This is a genomic window from Nodosilinea sp. FACHB-131, assembly GCF_014695395.1.
Taxonomy (GTDB): domain Bacteria; phylum Cyanobacteriota; class Cyanobacteriia; order Phormidesmidales; family Phormidesmidaceae; genus Nodosilinea.
The window spans coordinates 13,653-32,473 of record NZ_JACJOF010000011.1 but is presented as its reverse complement, the minus strand read 5'-3'; the positions used below and the strand labels follow the sequence as shown (position 1 = coordinate 32,473).

The 18,821-nt window shown below is 56.4% G+C and carries 17 protein-coding genes; 10 read left to right on the top strand and 7 right to left on the bottom strand.

All coding sequences use genetic code 11. The annotated features are described in order from the left end of the window. Positions 1-68 precede the first annotated feature (68 nt). From grpE to H6F75_RS06685, 6 genes are all read left to right on the top strand, one after another. Positions 69-770 (top strand): nucleotide exchange factor GrpE, encoded by a 702-nt coding sequence (gene grpE / locus H6F75_RS06710; RefSeq protein ID WP_190750479.1) that lies wholly within the window; start codon positions 69-71, stop codon positions 768-770. A gap of 232 nt (positions 771-1,002) precedes the next feature. Then, a complete protein-coding gene (gene dnaK, locus H6F75_RS06705) occupies positions 1,003-2,958 on the top strand; it encodes a molecular chaperone DnaK (RefSeq protein ID WP_190750477.1) in 1,956 nt (651 codons plus the stop codon). Positions 2,959-3,054: 96 nt separating this feature from the next. Next, the gene (dnaJ, locus tag H6F75_RS06700; RefSeq protein ID WP_190750475.1) at positions 3,055-4,176 is read left to right on the top strand and encodes a molecular chaperone DnaJ; all 1,122 of its coding nucleotides are present in this window, start codon (positions 3,055-3,057) and stop codon (positions 4,174-4,176) included. After that, positions 4,173-4,415, top strand: coding sequence for a sulfurtransferase TusA family protein (locus H6F75_RS06695; RefSeq protein WP_190750473.1), 243 nt, complete (start codon positions 4,173-4,175; stop codon positions 4,413-4,415). The genes dnaJ and H6F75_RS06695 overlap by 4 nt, the downstream gene beginning before the upstream one ends. A 3-nt stretch (positions 4,416-4,418) precedes the next feature. Continuing rightward, positions 4,419-5,582 carry a small ribosomal subunit biogenesis GTPase RsgA gene (gene rsgA / locus H6F75_RS06690; protein WP_190750471.1) on the top strand — a complete coding sequence of 388 codons (1,164 nt, stop codon included), beginning with the start codon at positions 4,419-4,421 and terminating at the stop codon, positions 5,580-5,582. A 605-nt stretch (positions 5,583-6,187) separates the two neighbouring features. Further along, positions 6,188-6,412: a DUF2811 domain-containing protein gene (locus H6F75_RS06685; protein WP_242019766.1), complete on the top strand. Its 225-nt coding sequence runs from the start codon at positions 6,188-6,190 to the stop codon at positions 6,410-6,412. Positions 6,413-6,782: 370 nt separating this feature from the next. Here the strand turns inward: H6F75_RS06685 and H6F75_RS06680 are convergent, their stop codons facing one another. The 4 genes from H6F75_RS06680 to recR all read right to left on the bottom strand — a co-directional run bounded on the left by H6F75_RS06680 (position 6,783) and on the right by recR (position 10,208). Continuing rightward, a complete protein-coding gene (locus tag H6F75_RS06680; RefSeq protein ID WP_190750469.1) occupies positions 6,783-8,003 on the bottom strand; it encodes a PQQ-dependent sugar dehydrogenase in 1,221 nt (406 codons plus the stop codon). Between the two features lie 134 nt (positions 8,004-8,137). Continuing rightward, positions 8,138-8,791, bottom strand: coding sequence for a histidine phosphatase family protein (locus tag H6F75_RS06675; protein WP_190750467.1), 654 nt, complete (start codon positions 8,789-8,791; stop codon positions 8,138-8,140). Positions 8,792-8,804: 13 nt separating this feature from the next. Next, positions 8,805-9,449 carry a histidine phosphatase family protein gene (locus tag H6F75_RS06670; RefSeq protein ID WP_190750465.1) on the bottom strand — a complete coding sequence of 215 codons (645 nt, stop codon included), beginning with the start codon at positions 9,447-9,449 and terminating at the stop codon, positions 8,805-8,807. Between the two features lie 165 nt (positions 9,450-9,614). After that, on the bottom strand, positions 9,615-10,208 hold the full coding sequence (gene recR / locus H6F75_RS06665; RefSeq protein WP_190750622.1) for a recombination mediator RecR: 594 nt from the start codon (positions 10,206-10,208) through the stop codon (positions 9,615-9,617). Positions 10,209-10,276: 68 nt separating this feature from the next. Between recR and H6F75_RS06660 the strand changes: the two genes are divergently transcribed. Together H6F75_RS06660 and H6F75_RS06655 are read left to right on the top strand one after the other, a co-directional pair. Further along, positions 10,277-10,648, top strand: a complete 372-nt coding sequence (locus tag H6F75_RS06660) for a hypothetical protein (protein ID WP_190750463.1) — start codon at positions 10,277-10,279, stop codon at positions 10,646-10,648. 115 nt (positions 10,649-10,763) lie between these two features. Beyond that, entirely contained in the window at positions 10,764-12,107 is a 1,344-nt protein-coding gene (locus H6F75_RS06655) for a serine hydrolase (RefSeq protein WP_190750461.1), read from the top strand. Positions 12,108-12,197: 90 nt separating this feature from the next. Here the strand turns inward: H6F75_RS06655 and H6F75_RS06650 are convergent, their stop codons facing one another. The 3 genes from H6F75_RS06650 to H6F75_RS27890 all read right to left on the bottom strand — a co-directional run bounded on the left by H6F75_RS06650 (position 12,198) and on the right by H6F75_RS27890 (position 16,161). Beyond that, positions 12,198-13,058, bottom strand: coding sequence for a shikimate dehydrogenase (locus H6F75_RS06650; protein WP_190750459.1), 861 nt, complete (start codon positions 13,056-13,058; stop codon positions 12,198-12,200). A gap of 170 nt (positions 13,059-13,228) precedes the next feature. Beyond that, positions 13,229-14,800, bottom strand: a complete 1,572-nt coding sequence (locus H6F75_RS06645; RefSeq protein ID WP_190750458.1) for a bifunctional pantoate--beta-alanine ligase/(d)CMP kinase — start codon at positions 14,798-14,800, stop codon at positions 13,229-13,231. Between the two features lie 254 nt (positions 14,801-15,054). Further along, positions 15,055-16,161 carry a septal ring lytic transglycosylase RlpA family protein gene (locus tag H6F75_RS27890; protein ID WP_190750456.1) on the bottom strand — a complete coding sequence of 369 codons (1,107 nt, stop codon included), beginning with the start codon at positions 16,159-16,161 and terminating at the stop codon, positions 15,055-15,057. A 618-nt stretch (positions 16,162-16,779) separates the two neighbouring features. Here H6F75_RS27890 and purM point away from each other — a divergent pair. Further along, positions 16,780-17,832 carry a phosphoribosylformylglycinamidine cyclo-ligase gene (gene purM, locus H6F75_RS06635; RefSeq protein WP_190750454.1) on the top strand — a complete coding sequence of 351 codons (1,053 nt, stop codon included), beginning with the start codon at positions 16,780-16,782 and terminating at the stop codon, positions 17,830-17,832. A gap of 160 nt (positions 17,833-17,992) precedes the next feature. Then, positions 17,993-18,814, top strand: coding sequence for a prohibitin family protein (locus H6F75_RS06630; protein WP_347710618.1), 822 nt, complete (start codon positions 17,993-17,995; stop codon positions 18,812-18,814). Positions 18,815-18,821: the final 7 nt, after the last annotated feature.

The window sequence follows — 18,821 nt, the reverse complement described above, 5'->3', positions numbered from 1 at the left end:
GCAAGTCGCTGAGATAGACTTGGGCCTAAGCAAAGTTGTTGCATTCACCCGCCGAGTTACATATCAGCATGGTTGACGACATTCATCACACTGCCCACGATCCCGCTTCTGACCCTGAAGCTATCGAAGAGATTCTTGAAGAAGACGCTGTGGATATTGACTTTGATGACGTGGTCGAAGCCGCAGCAGCTACGGTTGAAGACGCTGAAGCAGCACCGCCCTCTAACGGGGGTAGCGTTGATGCAGGCTTAGTGACTGATCTAGAGCGCCAAGTGGCGGGGTTAAAGGCCCAGCTTGAAGATCGGGCAAACCAATCAATGCGCATTGCAGCTGACTTTGAGAACTACCGCAAACGCACCAGCAAGGAAAAAGACGAGTTGGCCACTCAGATTAAGGGCGACACCGTTATCGAGCTGCTGCCAGTGGTTGACAACTTTGAGCGGGCGCGATCGCAGATTAAGCCCCAGACCGAAGCCGAGATGACTATTCATAAAAGTTATCAAAGTGTTTACAAGCAGCTAGTGGAAACCCTAAAGCGCTTAGGAGTCTCAGCCATGCGTGCCGAAGGGCAAGAGTTTGACCCGCTACTGCACGAGGCCGTCATGCGCGAACCAACTGCCGACCATGCCGAGGGGGTGGTGATCGAAGAGTTCGTGCGGGGCTACCAGCTTGGAGATCGGGTGCTGCGCCACGCTATGGTGAAAGTAGCTGCTCCCCCAGAGGATAGTTCTCAAAACCCAGAAATTGAGAGTTCTGGGTCCCTCGAATAATCTATCAACCGATTAGCTGGGTGCTTGCTGGTTGTGATGGGTCAGGAAGCCCTATCACTGTGCTCTAGGTTCTACCAACACCCGCATCTGGGCAGTGCAGTCAACAAGTTACCGCAGTGGACGATAACTTCTTTGGTGTAAGCGGGCAACCTAATCACAATTAGCTCAGATCGTTGTGGGCCTGGGCTAATTTCGAAGGTAAAGCGAACGATTAAGTTGAGCACCGTGGGCTATGGGTAAAGTAATCGGCATTGACCTAGGAACAACGAACAGTTGTGTCGCTGTCCTCGAAGGCGGCAAACCAGCTGTAATTTCTAGCACTGAGGGGGGCCGTACGGTACCCAGCATTGTTGGATTTGGTAAAAACGGCGAGCGGTTAGTAGGCCAGTTGGCTAAACGCCAGGCGGTCACCAACGCAGAGAATACGGTCTACAGCATCAAGCGGTTTATTGGTCGTCGCTGGGAAGACACCGAAGCGGAGCGTAGCCGCGTACCTTACGTTTGCGTTAGCGGTCGTGACAACACTGTAGACGTGCAGATCCGCGGCAAGGCGTTTACGCCCCAGGAAATTTCTGCAATGATCCTGCAAAAGCTCAAGCAGGATGCTGAGACTTACCTAGGAGCCGAAGTAACCCAGGCCGTTATTACCGTACCGGCTTACTTTACCGACGCGCAGCGCCAAGCAACCAAGGACGCTGGCACCATTGCGGGCTTAGAAGTCCTACGCATTATCAACGAGCCCACTGCTGCAGCCCTCTCCTACGGGCTCGACAAGCAAGACCAAGACCAGATTGTATTGGTATTTGATCTTGGGGGCGGTACCTTTGATGTGTCTATTTTACAGTTAGGCGATGGCGTCTTTGAGGTCAAGGCTACCGCTGGCAACAACCATCTAGGCGGTGACGATTTTGACAACTGTATCGTTGAGTGGATGACTGCTGCTTTTCGCGAGCAAGAAGGCATTGATCTATCTGCCGATCGCATGGCGCTACAGCGTATCCGCGAAGCAGCCGAAAAAGCCAAAGTCGAGTTGTCGAGTATGCCCTCGACTTCCATCAACCTCCCTTTTATTACCGCCGACGAGTCTGGCCCAAAGCACCTAGAAATGACGCTGACCCGCGCTCAATTCGAGCAATTTGCGTCGGAACTGGTACAGGCCACCCTAGATCCGGTTAAGCAGGCCCTTAAGGATGCAGACTTAAGCCCTGACGCGATCGATCGCATCTTGCTAGTAGGCGGCTCTACCCGCATCCCGGCCGTGCAGCAGGCGGTTAGCGCCTACTTTAACGGCAAGGCTCCCGATCGCTCTGTGAACCCCGATGAAGCTGTAGCCCTAGGGGCATCAATTCAGGCGGGCGTACTAGGGGGGGAAGTCAAAGATTTACTACTGCTCGATATCACCCCCCTCTCCCTAGGTATTGAAACCTTGGGAGAAGTATTTACCAAGATTATCGAGCGCAACACCACTATTCCCACTAGTAAGTCTCAGGTGTTCTCGACCGCCACCGATGGCCAAACCTCTGTAGAAATTCACGTTCTTCAGGGTGAGCGGGCCATGGCGAAGGACAACAAAAGTCTGGGTAAGTTTGAGCTTACCGGTCTTCCCCCTGCTCCTCGCGGAGTACCGCAAATTGAGGTGTCTTTTGAAATCGACGCCGACGGTATTCTTAAAGTGGCGGCCCTCGACAAGGGTACGGGTCGTGCCCAGAGCATCTGCATCACCAACACGGGCGGTTTAACCGACAGCGAAGTTGAGCGCATGCGCCTGGAGGCTGAGACTTATGCCGATGAAGATGGGCGACGACGACAGCTAGCAGAACTGACTAATCGAGCTGACAACCTGTTTTACAGCTACGAAGCCACCTTGCGCGACCATGGCAACTTGCTAGATGATGCAACTCGGGCTGATCTAGACGACAAAGTCAATCAGCTCCGCGCTGCTACCCACAACCCCAGCATTGATGTCGCTACATTTCAGGGATGTATTGATTCCCTACAGTCGGCCATCTTTGCAGTCGGTACCAACGTCTACCGCGACGTAGACACCGGAGCCGAGGTAGATATGGGCATCCCGGCAACAGCCTATGCCAACGTTGAAGCGGGGAACGAAGAGACCTATGACCCTGACTACGACGATGATATGGGGCTAGACGCCACCGTTACTGCCGATTACGAAGCCATAGACTAAGGCTAAGGGGGCGGGTATTCCCACCTACCCAAGGTGGGCACTCCTTTTAAAATGGTTTAATGTTGATTGTTGCTGGAGTTGTCTAGGTAGCCCCCTATGGCCCGTGATTTCTATGAGATTCTCGGTATTTCGCGCAACGCCGATCAAGACGATGTTAAGCGAGCCTACCGGCGCTTAGCCCGCAAATACCACCCCGACGTCAACAAAGATCCTGGGGCTGAAGACACCTTCAAAGAGATCAACCGAGCCTACGAGGTGCTTTCTGAGCCCGAAGTTCGGGCTCGCTACGATCGTTTCGGAGAAGCTGGGCTTGGTGCTGGTGCTGGCGGTTACCAAGACATGGGTGACATGGGTGGCTTCGCCGACATATTCGAGAGCTTCTTTAGCGGCTTTTCGGGAGGCATGGGCCAAGGTACTCGGCGACGAGGGCCAACTCGAGGTGATGATCTCCGCCTTGACCTCAGGCTTGACTTTAAAGAAGCGGTGTTTGGCGGCGAGAAAGAAATTAAAATTAGCCATCTGGAAACCTGTGGCACCTGCACAGGCAGTGGTGCTAAGCCGGGTACTCGCCCTTCTACCTGTGGCACTTGTAGCGGTACTGGCCAAGTTCGCCGGGCTACCCGCACTCCCTTTGGCAGTTTTACCCAAGTATCGGCCTGCCCGACCTGTAATGGTACAGGCGAGGTGATTGAAGACCGCTGCGACGTGTGCGGTGGTAGCGGGCAGAATCAGGAAACCAAAAAACTCAAAATTACTGTGCCGGCTGGCGTCGATAATGGCACTCGGCTGCGGGTATCTAATGAGGGGGACGCTGGGCTACGGGGTGGTCCTGCTGGAGATTTGTACGTCTATTTGTTTGTAGCCGAAGATGCTGCCTTTAAGCGGGATGGCATCAATATTCTCTCTGATCTCAAAATCAGCTATCTTCAAGCAATTTTGGGCTGCAAGCTGACTATTGATACTGTTGATGGCCCAGAAGAGCTAGACGTACCTGCCGGTACACAGCCTGGTACAGTTCTCACCCTCGACAATCGTGGTGTGCCTAAGCTGGGCAACCCCGTTAGCCGCGGCGATCACTTGATCACTGTACAGGTTGACATTCCCACCCGCATGAAGCCAGAGGAGCGAGAGCTGGTTGAAAAACTGGCAGAAATTCGTGGTGAGAAGGTCAACCGAGGTGGTATTGAGGGCTTTTTGGGGGGGCTGTTTCGCGGATGAGCTACTCTACGGCCGCCGATGAGCGTTTAGATCTGCGGGGCACACCTTGCCCCATCAACTTTGTGCGGACGAAGCTCCGGCTGGAGAAAATGGCGCCTGGAGCTTTGCTAGAGGTATGGCTTGATGCTGGGGAACCTGTTGAGCAGGTACCTGACAGTCTCACTATGGAAGGTTACAAAGTAGAGCATTTAGAGGATTGCGCTGACTATTTTGTTGTTTATGTGCGCCGCCCCAATTAGGTGATGGCACCTTCTGAGCTTGATGATACGGTATTAACTGAGTCGAGATCAGGCCTCTGGGGTCTGGTAGTAGCTATACAAGCCAACTACTATCGAGTGAGATTGGATACAACCAGCGACCTGCTTGGGGATGAGATTGCAGGTCAAATCTTGCTGTGTACCCGCCGGGCGCGCTTAAGGAAAACTGGTCAGCAGGTGATGGTGGGCGATCGCGTGCAGCTAGAGGCCATAGACTGGGCCGACGGACGGGGCGCGATCGCTGCAGTCGGTTCCCGTCGCTCGGTGTTAGACCGTCCACCCGTAGCCAACGCTGATCAAATTCTCCTAGTCTTTGCCCTAGCCGAGCCTGACCTTGACCCCCAGCAGCTTGGGCGGTTCTTAGTTAAAGCCGAATCGACGGGGGTGCCTGTTCACCTCTGCCTCAATAAGCAGGATCTAGTGAGCGCCGACACCCGCCGCTACTGGCAGGAGCAGCTCGACGACTGGGGCTACCCAGCCACGATGATCAGCCTTCAAGAAGATGAAACGATACGAGCGCTGCTACCTCGGCTACAGGGTCGCACAACCATCATCTCAGGGCCCTCTGGAGTAGGTAAATCAAGCTTAATTAACTGGCTCATTCCCCAGGCCAGCCTGAGGACAGGAGCGGTGTCTGGCAAGCTGGGGCGAGGCCGACACACCACTCGCCACGTAGAGCTATTCGAGCTGCCGGGGGGCGGTTTTTTAGCGGATACCCCTGGTTTTAACCAACCCGATTTGGCCCTGACTCCGCTGGTCCTGGGTCAGTGTTTTCCAGAAATTCGATCCCGCCTAGCTGAGGGTATCTGCCAATTCAACGATTGTCTACACCGGGATGCACCAGGCTGCGCCGTCGACCCCCACTGGCCCCGCTATGACTTTTACCTCACCCTGCTGAAGGAAGCTCTTGAGTACCAGGAGGGCCAACAGCAGCAGCGCGACCCCGACGCCCCCCTTAAGCTCAGAACGGGAGAGCAGGGGCAGCAACGCCAGGAGCCCCGACTTCAGACCAAAAAATATCGTCGCCCATCGCGCCGCCACCAAAAGCAAAGGCTTGACTATCTACGCCACGACCTAGATGGATCTAACGATAGTCTTGATCCGCAGTCTAGCGACGGTGACTGGCCCGAGAACAACGGCCTGAGCTAGTCAAATTGGGCTTGAATTTAGTGCTGACCAGAATCCAATCGTAGGGTTCTGGCTACTCAGCGCTAGTTAATCGCTTGCAGTTAGATGAAAAGAGCGTCAGATAAGGGGCAGCCCCCAAAGTCTAGGGTTGCCGACTTGTGAAACATTCTGACGCTTTGCTTGCCTAGATATTAAAAATTTGAAACCCTGATGGATTTTATATTTTTTTTCTTTTCTTGTGGGGTTTTCCCCAGGGTTTTCCCCAGATTTGGCAGAGTTTTCCCCAGAAATCAATGGCAGAGTAGTAATTCAGTCCAAAACTGGGAATCGGGATTCTCCACAGGTACATTAGATCGCTTGTGTGTTGACAATTACAAATAGCCTGAATGGGGATCGCTGAAACCCTTGAGTCCTCGTTGACAAAGATGGGGAGTAGCGGATTGAGGTGGAGTTGGCAAGATTGACATCCCCCTGCCCTGTGGTGACAATGGTGCGACCAGCTTACACAACGCTTCTGTCCCAGCTTGTCTAAAGGCTCTAAGTTCCCTTCCAGCAAGGGATCCGGCCTGTTAAACAGTTGATAGGGGCTGTATTTTGCTGTCTAGTTTCAGATTGGGGAAGTGAAGATGAGTGAGCAATCAATGGCGGCTATGGCATCGAGAATCAGCCTCAGTGTAGAAGTGCCGGAGGAGTTGTTTGAGGCCATGCGTGACTATGTAGAGACCCACCCATCGTGGAGCCAACACCGGGTGTTCTGTGCGGCGCTGTCACTATTTCTGATGCAGAACGGCATCAGCGATCGCCGCATCAATCGTCTATACCTAGACGCAGTGTTTGACTATGCTGCCTAATTGGGCGGGAAGTTTTTGATGTCCAAGACTCAGATGGAATCCCGTCAGGCTAAGGATGAATTATCGGATTCTGTAAGTTAACGCCTTGCCATAGCTAGAGCTTGGCGATCGCCCAAATTTTAATTTTTGGTTGTTGTAAAAGCTTAGGCACTGATTGCACCACGCTCAATTAATCGCCAAGCCAAGCTTTGTAGCCCTAGCCAGCTGACCGAGGACACAGCTGATTAATTTGCTGCCAAACCTGGAACAGCTGGCTACAACCACCGAACGATTCTTTGTCACAATGCCCAGGGGGCAGCTATAAATGTGCGGAAGGGCGCCCCTGTTGGAGCGCCCTTCCGCGTTTCGTACAGTCTTAGGGGTTGCTGAGCTACGAGGCTGGCTCTAGACGAACCAAGCGACCGTTGGGATCGTCGGTCAGTACGTAAAGAAACCCGTCGGGTCCCTGGCGTATATCTCGCACCCGCTGACCAATGGGAATTGAAACCTGATCGACCACAGCGCCATTGGCATCTACCTCAATGCGGCGCACATCTTGGGAGACTAGCCCACCGGCAAACAGCTGCCCTTGCCACTGGGGATAGCGATCGCCCCGATACACCGCCAGCCCTGAGGGCGCAATAGAGGGCGTCCAGTAGGTCAGAGGATCAACCATATCTGGACGCGAGCGCTCGGTGGAAACCGGACCGCCCGAATACTCTTCACTGTAGGTCACCACTGGCCAGCCATAGTTTTTGCCGGGCTCCAGGCGGTTGAGCTCGTCCCCGCCTCGAGAGCCGTGCTCTGTAGACCACACCTGGCTAGTTTCAGGGTCAAGGGCCAGGCCCTGAATATTGCGGTGACCGTAGCTCCAAATCAGCGGGTTAGCGCCCGCATCATTCACAAAGGGATTGTCACCAGGAGCCTCGCCCTCGTCGGTCAGGCGCACCACCGAGCCCAGTAGAGTTTGGCGGTTTTGGGCTTGGTTACGAATCAGCTCACCATCAAGTCGTAACGGGGGATTACCACCATCGCCCAGGGCCACCAACAGAGTGTCATCGGGCAGCCACAGCAGGCGTGACCCAAAATGTTGGCCGTCTGATTTGTCGCGGTTGTTAGTAAAAATTACCGTCCAGTCGGTGAGGGTGTTGCCCTCTAGCCGTGCCCGGGCCACCTGGGTGCGGTTGGCCTGCTGAGTGCCGTCGGCGTAGGCTAGGTAGATAAAACCATTGTTTTCAAACTCGGGGTGCAAGGCAATATCTAGTAGCCCCCCCTGACGAAAAGCTAACACCTCGGGTACCCCAGCAATAGGAGTAGGGTCTAGGGCGCCGTTACTGACCCGGCGCAGCCGTCCGGGTCGCTCGGTGATTAGCATGTCACCGTTGGGTAGCCAGACCATGCTCCAGGGATGCTCTAGACCCTCCACAACCGTGACAGGTTCAACACGATTCACCACTGGCTCAGGGCTGGGCTGGGCTGGAGCCTCGGTAGGTTCAACTTGGGCAGTGTCGGTCGGAGCCTGAGCGGTGGGGCTAGGGGCTGAGGCGCAGCTGCCCAGGGCCAACAGTACAAGACAGGGTGCGAATATAGCGGTAAACCGATTAGACACCATGGCAACCGAAACATATGTGGTAAAAAAAGTGAGTGACCGCTAGCGATCGCGATTGCACTCCATAACCAATCTCCCTGGGGTCTATAGCCAGCGCCATCTACCCACAGACAGAGCTGCCGAGCCAGGAACGTCCCTCAGCCGTCAGAGCCATTGCCAGCCCAGGGACGCCGCAGGTGAAGGGGCAAATGGGCACGGTCGTTGAGCTGGCGCACAAAGGGGCCGTACTCCATCAGCTCAACTAGCGACACAGCGGTGACGGACATGGCCAGGCGATCGCGGTATCGACCAACATCAATCCCCAGTAGGGTGCACAGCATAATCCGCAGGGTAGCCTTGTGGGAAACGATCAGCACATTACCGTCGGGATAGGCCTCTTCGATTTCGGCCAGCACATCGGAACTGCGGCGGGCCACCTGCATGGCCTTTTCACCATCGGTGGGCGTATTCCAGGCGGGGTCAGCCAGCCAGCGAATATAGTCGTCGTGGAACGTAGTGTTGACCTCGGCGGGGGCCATACCTTCCCACCGCCCAAAGGACAGCTCTCGTAAGTGCTCGCGACGTTGCACCGTCAGCCCCGTGATCTGGCACAGGGGCTGCACGGTGGCGGCAGCATGGCTGAGCGGGCTACAGAAAACCGCTCTCCAGTCGAGGTGGTGGTAGGCCTTGGCAAAATAATCGGCCATCTGCTGCCCCTGGGCCGACAGCGCTACCCCATCTTGGCTACAGTAGCGACCCGTACGGCAGTACTCGGTTTCAGCGTTGCGGAGTAGGTAAAGCCTCAGGGGCATAGGGCAATTGACCTCAGGTGGAGGGGAGCGATCGCAGCTGGTCGCTCAGGTGAGAGCGATCGGCAATGGTGTGGAAAAGTGGCCCCCGCGAGCCCAGCTCGACTACGCTCACGGCGGCAACCGGCATATCCATGCGATCGCGGTAGCGGCCCACATCAATGCCCAGCAAAGTGCAGAGCATAATGCGAATGGTGGCCTTATGAGACACTAGCAAGATATGTCCGCTGGCATGGGTGCGCTCAATTTCGTCCAGTACCTGGGCCGATCGGCGGGCGATGTCTACAGCGCGTTCACCACCCACCGGAGCGTACCAAGCTGGGTCGGTTAGCCAGGCCACATACTCGTCGTGGTGCTCGCGGTCGACAGCGGTCGGGTGCATGCCCTCCCAGCGGCCATACATCACCTCCCGCAGCCCGTCGCGCAGCCGCATCTCTAAGTTCAGCACATCGCACAGCGGTCGAGCCGTCTCTACCGCCCGCCGCAGAGGGCTGACGTAGGCGGCGCTCCAGGGCAAATGGGCATAAGTTTCGGCAAATTCCTGGGCCATGGCTATTCCTTCGGAGGTGAGGCCAGGGTCGTTTTCGGGCGTACCGCAGTACCCCCCCGTGAGGCTATAGGCGGTTTGGCCGTGCCGTAAAAAATAGAGAAAAACTCCCATTGGTGCCTGGCGGTAAACAATCGCGGTAGTGCCCTGGAACCACCTTCGCCCAGCAAGCCCAAAATACTCAACCTACGGCAAAGGGCTGATCATCCCTAATCTAACCTACGGGCCGGGCAACCCAGAACAGGTTCAGAATTGTATAAGGCTCAGCCAAATCTTGGCCTAGTCTAGATCTCGGCGCCCCTCTAAGGCACGGGCCAGGGTGACCTCATCGGCATATTCCAAATCTCCCCCCATGGGCAGACCGAAGGCAATGCGCGTTACCCGAGTAAAGGGCTTTAGCAGCTGCCCCACGTAGAGAGTAGTGGTGTCGCCCTCAATGCTGGGACTAATGGCCATAATCACCTCCTTGGTGCCCTCTTTGCTGACCCGGTGCACTAGGGGACCAATGTTCAGCTGCTCAGGTCCAATGCCATCCATAGGTGAGATCAGGCCGCCCAGCACGTGGTAGCGGCCTCGATATTCGCGGGTTTTCTCAATAGCAATTACGTCACGCGAGTCGGCGACCACACAGAGGGTTTGAGGATCGCGGTTGGCAGCTCGGCAGATATCGCACACTGGCTCGGCTGACAGATGAAAGCACACCGAGCACTGCCCTACCTGAGCTTTGGCCTCCAGGAGCGCCTGGGCTAAGGCCTGCACTTCATTTTGGGGGCGCTTGAGAACGTGTAGCGCCAGCCGCTGGGCCGACTTAGGGCCAACCCCCGGCAACCGCTGGAATTCTTCGATCAGTCGAGCCAGGGGACGGGTGTAAATGGGGACAAACTCCTAAGGTTGCTCAGTATTTAAATTGTACGTGTAAGGCTGTGAATGTAAGGTGGGCAATGGCAGATTTGAGCGGCATGTGGCTGGGCACCTACTGGCAGCGGGACATCCCAACCCGCTTTGAGGCCACCCTAGTGCAGGGGGGGAACGCCCTGAGCGGCAGCATTCTCGACAGCGGCTATCTGGGCGAGGCCCAACTCAGCGGCACCGTGGTTGGGCGCCGGGTCCAGTTTGTCAAACGCTATTTGGGTCAGGGGCAAGCGGCCATCGACTACATAGGAACAGTGTCTGAAGACGGTGACTACATTACCGGGCAGTGGAGTATTGGCGGTTTCGACGCCGGCCCTTGGGAGGCCCACCGCAGCGATGACGACTTAAGCGCTAGCTGGCAAGCGATTTTGCAGCAAAATTTAGCACCAACCCTCACCTAACGCTCAGAAACCGAGATTTTGTGCCTTAGCTGGCTTTTTTTGGCTCAGAAAGGGCTTAAGTTTCGTAACATCTGGTTGCCTCAGGCAATTTCGATACCGTACTGAGGTTCGGGGGATGCACTCTGTCTGGTTGCAGGTGTTAAAGCCCACAGTCATAGTGGGTATTTTGCTGGCCAATGTGGCGCTGCCCAAGTTTCCGGTAGCGGCACCTGAACAAAACCTCCAGGCAACGGTCGCCTTGCCCAAGGTTAAAACCTTAGCGGAGCTGCATCGTCTGCGCGATCGCCTAGGGGTTGAACTCAGCCGTTACCCCACAATTTTGGGAGCGGTTGAGCCACCGCCCGCTGCTCTCTTGGAGCAGTTGGGGGCCATCAACTTTCGTCTACAGCAAGAAGAAACCGCCCGACAGCTTCAGCAGCGAGCCGAGCAAGCTGCCACCGCCGCGATCGCCCTAGGAGCTCCCACCGCCCTGACCGCCAAGGAACTAGCCGCCGCCTACATCCACTGGGGCCAAGCCGTAGCGGCGCTGAACCAGGTTCCTGCCGACACGTTTGGAGCCGCCCAGGCAGTAGCTCAAAAACAGCAGTACGAGCGGCAGCGAGCGATCGCTGCTTACCATTACGACACGGCCCGCTCAGGGTTCCTAAAGCCCATTGTTGAACAAGCCGGTCTAGCCTCGCGGGTGCGCCTGACCGTGTGCTCGCTGCGGCGAGAGTGCCGACGGTGGCAGGGCAGCCGTCCGCCAGCTAGCTCTGCCAGCCTGATTAAGGTGCCGGTAGCGATCGCGCTCATGACCAAGCTTCACCAGGAGGGCACTGCCCCCCGTACAGCTATCTGGGTCAGCCCCAGCAACTGGACCGAGGATGCCGGTTCCATTGGAGTCAGAACCGCATATCCCCTGGAGCAAATCATGGCCGACATGATTAGTGCCAGCAGCAATATTGCCACCAACCAGCTGATCGACTACATCGGGTGGGATGGTGTCAACCAAAGTCTACACAGCCAAGGTTACCAGGCCACTCGCGTCACCAGAAAGCTGGTGGGAGAAACGACCTACCCCGCCAACGCCGGTAGCGCCCCCAACGTCATCACTACCGACGAGCTAACCGACATGATGGTAGCTATCTATAACCGGGAGTTTTCGGGAGCCCACCTGATAGAAGCGGCTTTGGTCAACCAGCGCGATCGCAATCTAGGCCACGCAGCTGTGTATCCCCCCGTTGACTGGTTGGGGGAAAAGACCGGCCGCAATTCTAAGGTGCTGGGCACTACTACAGCGGTCAGGGTGAACGGTCAGCGCTATATCATCTCCGCTACCCTCGACTACAGCGGCAACGACACGGCTATGCAAAAGATTGTTGCTGGGGTCATTCAGCACTTGCTCACCCACAACGGCTTTGAGCATGGGATAGCCAGAGCGGAGGATGCAACTACCCATCCTAGAACCTTCTTGCCCTGAGAGAGCGATCGCCTTTGAACTCGGTATAACCCAGACGAGTCAGGCGATTCAACCGCTCTACACAGCAGAAAAGCTGCCTCAAACGTTTAGCTATCGCTCCAGCCAATCGACCAAGGCCTGGCGCATCGTGGCCACAGGTGCTGGGCAGTCTAGCCAAATCTCCAAAGCAGCGGCCCCCTGCTGGACCAGCATTTCTAACCCGTCTAGGGTGGCCAACCCGCGCTGGTCGGCCAGAGCCAGCAATTGAGTAGGCCTGGGCGTATAGATTAGGTCATAGACTACGGCATGGGACGGAGCTAAAGCCAGATCCTCTTTGGCCAAGGGCGTCTGCCCGGCGGTGGTGTGCATGCCAAGGGGAGTGGTATTAACAATCAGATCGGCAGTGGGCAGCAAGGTTGGCAACGATTCCCAGGAATGAACTGTGAGCGGAGGGTGCAGAGGTGAATTGACCCAGCCCTGCTGAAAGGCATCCAGAGCTGCGGCCCTGCGACCTACCACCTGCACCGATTCAAATCCCAGCTGCGCACAGCCTGCTACTACAGCCCTGGCTGCCCCGCCGTTGCCCAAGACCAAGGCCGTGCATCCAACCCAAGGTCTGAATGATTTGAGCGGGGCCACAAACCCGGCTACGTCAGTATTGGTACCGGCCCAACCCTGCTCGGTGCGCCACACCGTGTTGACGGCCCCTACCGCCTGAGCTTCGTCAGTAACCGTCGCCAACAGAGGCAGAATAGCCTGCTTATGAGGAATGGTGATACTGAACCCCTGCACCCCAATGACGTTAAAGCCAGCGATCGCCGCCTCGAGCACGTCTACCGCTACTGGAAAGGCCACATAGACGTAGTCGGCCCCAAGTTCTGCCAGCGCAGCATTGTGCATTACGGGTGACAGGGAATGGGTGACCGGGTCGCCAATGACGCCGAGGATTTGGGTAGTTCCGGTAATGGGCATGGGATTGGGGAGTGAGGGGATGGGGAAGGTGAGGAGGGTGAGGGAGATGAGGAGGGTGAGGGAGATGAGGAGGGTGAGGGAGATGAGGAGCAGAACGATCGAGGTTTATCTAGGAACGTTGAATTTACTGCCCTATCTCCCCTACCTCCCCCATCGTCCTAGCCATCTACTCATAGCCTTACCCTCGATTCAAAGAGCTGAACTATTTTGTTCACCACATCTTCAATGGAGAGGCCGTCGGTGTTGAGGGCGATCGCGTCATCGGCCTGACGCAGGGGCGATACCCGGCGGCTGCTATCTTTGCGATCGCGCTCGTCAATGGCCTGCTCCAGGTCGCTGAGGGATACGGCTGGCTGATCTTGGGCAGCGAGGTCGCTCTGGCGGCGGCGAGCCCGTTCACCCACCGACGCGGTGAGAAAAATTTTCAGCTCCGCTTGGGGAAACACCTGGGTGCCGATGTCTCGACCTTCCATAACAACACCACCGGTGATGCCGTACTGCTGCTGCTGGCGTAGGAGAACCTCGCGCACCGCAGGCTGGGCTGACACCGCCGAGACCTCAGCCGTGACGGCTGCGCTACGAATAACCTGGGTGACTTCCTGATCGTTGAGCCAGATGCGACTGGGGTAGGCAGCAAAGGCAGAGTCATGGCCCGAGGCCTCTAGCCGGATTTCGCAGTCCTGCACGAGTTCTGCGATCGCAACCTCGTCCTGTACATCGATGCCGCGCTCCAGGGCCAGCCAGGTCACCGCCCGATACATCGCGCCGCTGTCGAGGTAAAGCAGGTTTAGCCGTTGGGCCACCTGGCGAGCCACCGTTGACTTACCAGCCCCAGCCGGCCCATCAATGGCCACAATCGGCTGGCGATCGCGTAGCAAAATGTTGTCAATTAGCCGCGTGGTGCCCAGGCGAGCCGCCACTGCCAGCATCCCCAGCGTCTCCACCCACTCCAGGGGTTGCAGGGTTTCGGGGTGCACCAGTTCTACATACTGAGGATGCAGAGATGGCTCCTGGGCCAATTCCGCATCCACAGCCGCTGTTAGGACTGAGCTCAACCGTTCACCGGCCTGGAAACACTGCTGGGCTGCCAATAGCCCGCGGTAGATGACTGCCGCCTGCTGCCGCTCAACCTCGCTCAAATAGCTGTTGCGGGAGCTCAAGGCCAAACCGCTCGCCTCGCGCACCGTAGGGCAGCCGACCAGTTGGCCAGGCAAGTTTAGATCGCGGGTCAAGCGCTTGAGAATGGCCAACTGTTGAGCATCTTTATAGCCAAAGTAGGCGCGATCGGGAGCTACCAAACTCAACAGCTTAGTCACTACCGTCGCCACCCCCTCAAAATGACCCGGCCGGTGAGGGCCGCACAGCACCGTCACCATCGGCTTGGGGGGCACTACTCGAGTCATGGCCTCAGCCTGGGGCTGAGCAGCGCCGTAGAAGGCAGCGGCAGTGGGCATAAACACCGCATCGACCCCAGCCTGTTCACACAGACGCAGGTCTTGCTCGGGGGTGTGGGGATAACGCGCCAAATCTTCTTGGGGGCCAAATTGCAGTGGATTCACAAAAATGCTGACCACAACTACCGTGTTCTCCAGCCGAGCCCGTTCAATTAGGCTTAGATGGCCTCGGTGTAAATTGCCCATCGTCGGCACCAGCCCTACCGCGACGCCGTCCGCCGCGTTCTGCTTGCGGCGGGCTCGGTCCAGATAGCATCTTACTCCTTCAACCGTCTTGAGTACTCGCACAATTTCCTACCTTCTACTGCGTGAGTGTGTGACAGCTGAACTTCTGGCCACCCCGCTCCAAAGGTAATACCGTACCAGATTTAAAGTCATGGACATATCGCCAGTGCCCTGCTTTGCCATGACTTTACTTCAGCTCTCTTGTAGCGCCAAGGCTAGGGCACACCATCAAAAGCCCTCTCCACCAACTTGGTTGGAAAGGGCTAGCTTACCCCCCGGAGAACCAACCTCCAGAGCAGCAAAATTGGGCAGATCAACTACTCGGCCGACAGCACCTCTAGCTGTACCCGTGCCACTCCACTGGCCCTTAACCCAATGTTAGAGGCTGCAGCGGCTGATAGGTCAATCACCCGGCCGTGGCTGAAGGGGCCGCGATCGTTGATGCGCACAACGACAGATTGCCCCGTAGATACGTTGGTCACCCGCACTCGAGTGCCAAAGGGCAAAGTGCGGTGGGCCGCTGTCAGGTCGTTTTGGTTAAACACTTCACCGCTAGCGCTACGTCGTCCATGAAACCCAGGCCCATACCAGGAGGCCATGCCGGTGAGGGTAGAGGTTACTATGCCAACTCGGGTGTCAGGAGCCGCAGGTTCGGGTAGGCCCTCAACGCTAGCTAGGGGAGGGGCATCGCCTAGCAGCCGTCGCAGTCGATTGGCGATCTGGAGTGCATCTTCACCAGGGTTGTCGGTGGTATCGGGCAAAATCGTCTCGCCATCAAGGGTGATTAGGGCTTCTTCTCCCCAAGCCACCACAAACGACTCGTCGTCGCTGTCCCAACGGGCCACGATAGCGTCAGCATTGCCGTTAGCGGCCAGTTCCTGTAGACGAGACACAACGGTCTCGGCTCGGTGCTGGGGTTGGGCATTTGAGGCAACGGTACCAAGGCTGGCACTCAGGGTTTCTAGCTCGCCGCCTACCAAGGTGACAACTGGAATCGAGCGAATATAGACGGTCGCTGCCTGACGGGAGTCTAGGGCGTGGGAAAAGACAGTGGCTGTCTCGAGCGTATCGCTGGTGGAGTCAGAGGGCTGAAGCGATAGTGCTGAGTCAGGTTCAGCAGGAACGGTTGGGCGAGCCTCTAGGGCGTGGGGAAAGACAGTAGCTGTCTCGAGAATGTCGTCGGTGGAATCAGAGGGTTGAAGTAATAACGCTGAGTCAGGTTGGCTAGGCTCAAAAGTTGAAGAGTCAGAGTCCGCTGGCGAACCTGCTTCAGGGGGTTGAGGAAGAACGTCAGCATGATGCTCTGATTCCGGATCCAGGGGGAGGCTGTTGTCGCCGCTATCCTGGGCTTGGGTAGGCAAAGGTGCTCCAAAGACGGACATAGCGACGGCAACCGTCAGTCCGCCCAATACGCGATGTTTCATTTACACCAAAAGAATTCAACAGAAAGAGCAGGGGATAGATCCTGGTTCACGAAAATGACTCAGAACAGGCAGCACAGGAATTGCCTTAAATCCCATACCCATTGCAAATTGGTCTTCGGTTTTTTGACGAAATGTAACTTAGCACGTTCGGATGACATTGCGAATCCGGGCATCTACCGGCAGGGGTAGTCCTCCGTGACGAAATAAAAAAGTAGCTGACCTGCGGTAACCGGCTCAATCCATTACCGTAGATGGGCTTGCCGGGTTTAAACCTACCTCGGTCAACTTTCAAATTATTTATCTATAGGGTCAAGCGAGTTATGTAAGATTAATCAATCTGTTCACTGTTTGGAGGAATTCTGTCAACAAGACGTGAAGTTGCCGGAATTCTGAGCGTGCTTTTGGTTACTAAATGCCCCTGCTGCTGCTGCCCTGTTAAAGTCAAAATTAGCCCTATTAACGGCTTAAATAGCCGCCCAGAAATAGTATTTTCTGGATCCAAAAATTAGAAGATGAGGGTTTTAACTGAGGCGATCGCCGCCGCTGACTCCCTTGCCCATTGACGAAGCTCACCCCCGTTTCTAAGGTAAGAGACTGGCTATACAGGAGATTGACCCCATGGACTATCGGGATGCTGGTGTAGATGTAGAAGCAGGGCGTAGCTTTGTGCAGCGCATTCGCACCCTGGTAGACAGCACCCGCCGTCCAGAGGTGTTAGGGGGTCTGGGGGGCTTTAGTGGCCTCTGCGAACTGCCCGCTGGCTACCGTGAACCGGTGTTGGTGTCGGGCACCGATGGCGTGGGGACCAAGCTCAAAATTGCCCAGATCACCCAGCGCCACAGCACCGTCGGCATCGATCTAGTGGCCATGTGCGTTAACGATATTCTTACCAGCGGGGCAGAACCGCTATTTTTTCTCGACTACTTAGCTACGGGCAAGCTTGAGCCTGCTGCCCTAGCGGAGGTGGTCGAGGGCATTGTGGCTGGCTGCCGGCTGGCCGGCTGTGCTCTGCTGGGGGGCGAAACTGCGGAGATGCCTGGCTTCTATGGCCCAGGTGAATATGACTTGGCGGGGTTCTGCGTCGGTGTAGTCGAGAAGTCTCAGATTCTAGATGGTAGCCAGGTGCAGGTGGGCGATCGCATCATTGGTCTTGCCAGCAGCGGTGTGCACAGCAATGGCTTTAGCCTGGTGCGCAAGGTAGTGGCTGAGGGCCAGCGCACCGACGCCACCAATACCGGCTATACCTGGGACGAAACCGTACCGGCTCTGGGCAACCACAGCCTAGGGGAAATCTTTCTGACCCCCACGCGCATCTATGTAGAGCCCGTACTCAAGGCTCGCCGGGAAGGGCTCACCATCCACGGCATGGCCCACATCACTGGTGGCGGGCTACCCGAAAATCTGCCCCGTTGCTTGGGGCCAGAGCAGAGCATTCACATCCAGCAGGGCAGCTGGCCGGTGCCCCCGGTGTTTAGCTGGTTGGCAGAGGCGGGACAGGTACCCGCCGCCGATCTCTACAACACGTTTAATATGGGTCTGGGTTTTGCTTTGGTGGTTCCTCCCCAAGAGAGCGATCGCGCCCTCTCCTGGTTGGCCCAACACCAAGTCGAGGCCTATCTGGTGGGCGAGGTGATCTCTGGGTCGGGGTCGGTAGCCGGCCTGCCCGAGTAGCCTCAGCCTGCCTGAGCACCACAGCGTCGCCCAGCGACAGCGTTGATCCAAAGCCTTGCTGAAGAACTACCCCGTTCTGGTTGAATAGCCGATACCGTAGAGGGGCAGCATATTTTAGGAACATCCGTTGAAATCTTCGACTCTAAACTGGCCACCGGTGGTGCTGAGCTTTCTCGCTATTGTGGGTTTAGCCCTGGTAACCAGCAGTTTTGTAATTATTAACCCAGGCCAAGCTGGAGTGCTGAGTATTCTCGGCAAGTCTCAGGATGGGGTGCTGCTAGAAGGCATTCACTTGAAGCCGCCCCTAGTGTCTACGGTCGATGTGTACGATGTAACGGTGCAGAAGTTTGAGGTGCCAGCCCAAAGCTCCACCAAAGACCTGCAAGATCTCTCCGGCCGCTTTGCCATCAACTTTCGCCTTGACCCTACTGAGGTGGTGAACATTCGTCGCACCCAGGGCACGCTCGAAAACATTGTGTCGAAAATTGTGGCACCCCAGACCCAGGAGTCATTTAAAATCGCGGCTGCCCGTCGCACCGTTGAGGAGGCGATTACCCAGCGGGCTGAACTCAAGCAAGACTTTGATGATGCCTTAACCTTTCGTCTCGACAAGTACGGCATTTTAGTGCTGGATACCAGCGTGGTCGATCTGACATTCTCAACCGAGTTTGCCAAGGCCGTCGAAGACAAGCAGATTGCCGAGCAGCGCGCTCGCCGCGCCGTCTACATCGCCCAAGAGGCAGAACAGGAAGCCCAGGCCGAAATTAACCGCGCCAAAGGCCGCGCCGAAGCCCAGCGTCTGATCGCTGAAACCCTAAAGGCTAAGGGCGGTCAGCTCGTTCTGCAAAAGGAGGCGATCGAGGCTTGGAAAGGAGGCGGTGCTCAAGTACCCCGAGTCTTGGTGATGGGTCAAGGCAGCAACGTACCGCTCCTCTTTGACTTACAACAAGCTGCCGGCGACGAGACAGACAAGCCAGGCTAATTCAATG